1 protein-coding gene and 1 pseudogene are annotated in these 3,528 nt (G+C 44.6%); both read right to left on the bottom strand.

Annotated elements, in window-relative coordinates:
* Positions 1-3,120: S-layer family protein (locus FJR38_RS11445; protein WP_168537082.1), on the bottom strand; the 3,120-nt coding region annotated here is incomplete at its 3' end.
* 19 nt (positions 3,121-3,139) lie between these two features.
* A pseudogene (locus FJR38_RS11440) lies at positions 3,140-3,528 on the bottom strand (transposase); the annotation flags it as partial.

The following is a 3,528-nucleotide window of genomic DNA, read 5'->3' as shown; positions in this document are numbered from 1 at the left end:
ATTAACTGCACCATTAAAGTCAGCAGTTGGGGTGAAGGTATAAGTTCCATCACCGTTGTCTACCAATACACCATTATCAGCAGTCAAGTTCACAACTGAGAGAGTATCACCAGCATCAACATCACTGAAACCTGCTAACAAGTCAGCAGCATTAATGGTAATGGCTGTATCTTCAGCAGTGTTGCTTAATGTCGCAGTGGGTGAACCTGTGAGTGCATCATTAACAGGAGTGACAGAGAAAGTCTGAGTTTGTCCGTTTAATGTATCTGTACCATCACTGACACCGTAGGAAAGGGTGACAGTACCGTTAAAGTTGGCAGTTGGGGTGAAGGTATAAGTTCCATTATTGTTGTCTACCAATACACCGTTATCAGCAGTCAAGTTCACAACGGAAATGGTATCACCTTCTACATCACTGAACCTTGTTAACAAGTCAGCCGCATTGATGATAATGGCTGTATCTTCGGTGGTGTTGCTTAAAGTAGTAGCGGCTATATTCTCGAAGAATACGATAGAGCCAACCTGATTCCCCACAAAAGCATCTAAGTCCCCATCATGATCAATATCGGCAAAGGTGGGTGCAGAAGAAGGCCCCACGCTCGTCAAACCGAAGGGGTTGGTGGCTTCCAGGGTGAAGGTGGGTGCAGCAGCAGTTCCCGTGTTGCGGTAGAACACGGTATTGCCGTCATTATTCCCTACAAAAGCATCCAAGTCTCCATCCCCATCAATATCGGCTAAGGTGGGTACAGCAAATATCCCCACATTCCTCAAGCCGAAGGGGTTGGTGGCTTCCAGGGTGAAGGTAGGTGCAGCAGCAGTTCCCGTGTTGCGGAAGAACAGGGTATTGCCGGCATCATTCCCTACAAAAGCATCCAAGTCTCCATCCCCATCAATATCGGCTAAGGTGGGTGCAGCCGCAATTCCCACATCCGTCAAACCGAAGGGGTTAGTGGCTTCTTGGGTAAAGGTGGGAGCAGCCGCAGTTCCCGTGTTGCGATAGAACCGGGTATTGCCTTCACCATCTCCCACAAAAGCATCCAAGTCCCCATCCCCATCAATATCGGCAAAAGTGGTTACTGGTACAGCACCATCATTCGTCAGTCCGAAGGGGTTGGTAATTGGAGTGATAAACTTGGGAGTAGCTATGGGGGCATCATTAACCGCAGTCACGGAGAAAGTCTGAGTTCCTCTAACTAAACGTTGACCATCAGCCACAGCGTAGCGAAGGGTGACATTACCATTAAAGTTAAGATTTGGGGTGAAGGTATAAGTCCCATTCCCGTTATTTACCACTGTACCGTTGGTGGCAGTTACGCGAAATGAAGCATTATTAAGTACCGACAAGGTATCACCATCTACATCGCTGAAACCTGCTAACAAGTCAGAGGCATTGATAATAATGGGTGTATCTTCAGCAGTGTTGCTTAAAATGGCTGTGGGTGAACCTGTGGGTGCATCATTAACTGGGGTGACAGAGAAAGTCTGAGTTTGTCCAGTTAAGGTATCTGTACCATCAGTCACATCGTAGGAAAGATTAACTGCACCATTAAAGTCAGCAGTTGGGGTGAAGGTATAAGTTCCATCACCGTTGTCTACCAATACACCGTTATCAGCAGTCAAGTTAGCAACTGAGAGGGTATCACCAGCATCAACATCACTGAAACCTGTTAACAAGTCAGCAGCATTAATGGTAATCTCTGTATCTTCGTCTGTATCGCTCAAAGTGGCTGTGGGTGAACCTGTGGGCGCATTGTTAACCAAGGGAATGAAATCTGATTCATAAGCCCCAATATCTACTGTATCGCCAATGGTGCGAGTGATACCCCGTTGGTCAGTAGTAATATCAACTGGGATGAGGGTATTATCTCCGGCGTTGATAGCAGCCGAGCCTGATACTAAAGCGTGGGTTTGAGTAGCACCGCCGTTGTCAGCGAGGGCAGCAAGAACTTGACTAATATCAGTAATACCACCAGATTCAAAGGTAATATCGCTACCTGTGCCAATTGTCCCGGATGCACCAATGAGGCTACCAATCAGGTTATTACCATCGCCTATTACTTCACCAGAAATATCACTAGCATCAGTTCCAGTATTACCAGCGATGATACTGTTTTGGGCGGTAGTGATCGCACCCGCACCATCATCATTGAGAAGACCGCCAACACCGTCACCGCTGTTATTGGTAATAGTGCTGCTGGTAATCGTAGCTGTTCCTGCATTGAAGATACCACCTAAGACTGTCCCATTATTGCCAGAGATGGTGCTGTTGGTAATCGTAGTTTCTCCTCCGCTTAAGACACCACCGACGAACCCACTATTGCCAGAGATAGTGCTATTACTAATCTCAACTGTTCCAAATAAGTTCGTGATACCACCGATTGTCCCATTATTGCCAGAGATGGTGCTGTTGGTAATTGTAACTGTTCCCAAGAAGTTCGTGATGCCACCAGCAAAGGGTGCTGCACCGTTTAGCTGTCCTGTATTGTCAGAGATGATGCTGTTGGCAATAGCAACTGTTCCTCCGTTGTTAAAGATGCCAGCGTTAGCAGACCCATTATTACCGGAGATAGTGCTGTTATTGATGCTCAGGTTTTCTGCATTGGTGATGGCAGCAGAATCATCATAACCACCAGATATCTTGAAAAAATCTATATAAGCATCGGTAATCTTCAGTCCGTCAATTGCTACGGCAATTTGATTGTTACTGTCGCTATCATCTATCCTGAAAACAGCAGAACTATTGTTACCACTGATACTGAGGTTGTTTGCTCCCAGTCCGTTGATAGTTACCGCATCGGTAATTAATAATTCCCCAGAAGTTAGGGTAATGGTATCGGGAATACCATCTTCAAAGACGCTACCAACAAAGGTAATGGTTTCTGCCCCAGCATCGGCATTAGCATCTAATATTGCTTGTCGCAGTGAACCGACACCGCTATCGTTGGTGTTGGTGACAAAGAATTCAGTATCATCAACGGCTGTAACACTGAAGGATTGAGTCGCTGCTAAAACACCACCATTACCATCACTCACATCGTAGGAAAGATTAACTGCACCATTAAAGTTAGCAGTTGGAGTGAAGGTATAAGTAGGGCTTGCTGAAAAAGTAGAAAAAGGCAAAAAAAAATTAACTAGGTAGTTAGGCAAAAGCAAAGATAAGTTTTTGTTGTTTAAAATTAGGCAAAACATCACTTTTTCTAATTGAATTAAAGAAAAAAGAGATTATTTGGAAAAATTGCCATAAAAATCCCCAAAAAACCCTTGATAGTAAGGTAGAAAGATTCATAACTAAAAAAGTAATAGCAATAGCAGTTAGAGAGGTATGAGGAAGTTTAGCCATGACTCTACCCAAAACTAAATCTTCGTTTACCCTGCCCAAATTTACCTTCAATACAGTTACGAATACCTTCGTCATAAGCAGCCTGTTTCTTATTTTCTTTTACTGACATTTTTAGGTGGTCTTCCCAACGGCGGACCACTAATTCTAATTCCTCTTTCTTGACACCAAGCTCGATTCTCTCTTGTCCG

Source organism: Anabaena sp. UHCC 0253 (assembly GCF_009712085.1).
GTDB lineage: Bacteria > Cyanobacteriota > Cyanobacteriia > Cyanobacteriales > Nostocaceae > Dolichospermum.
This window is presented reverse-complemented; position numbering and strand designations above follow the sequence as displayed.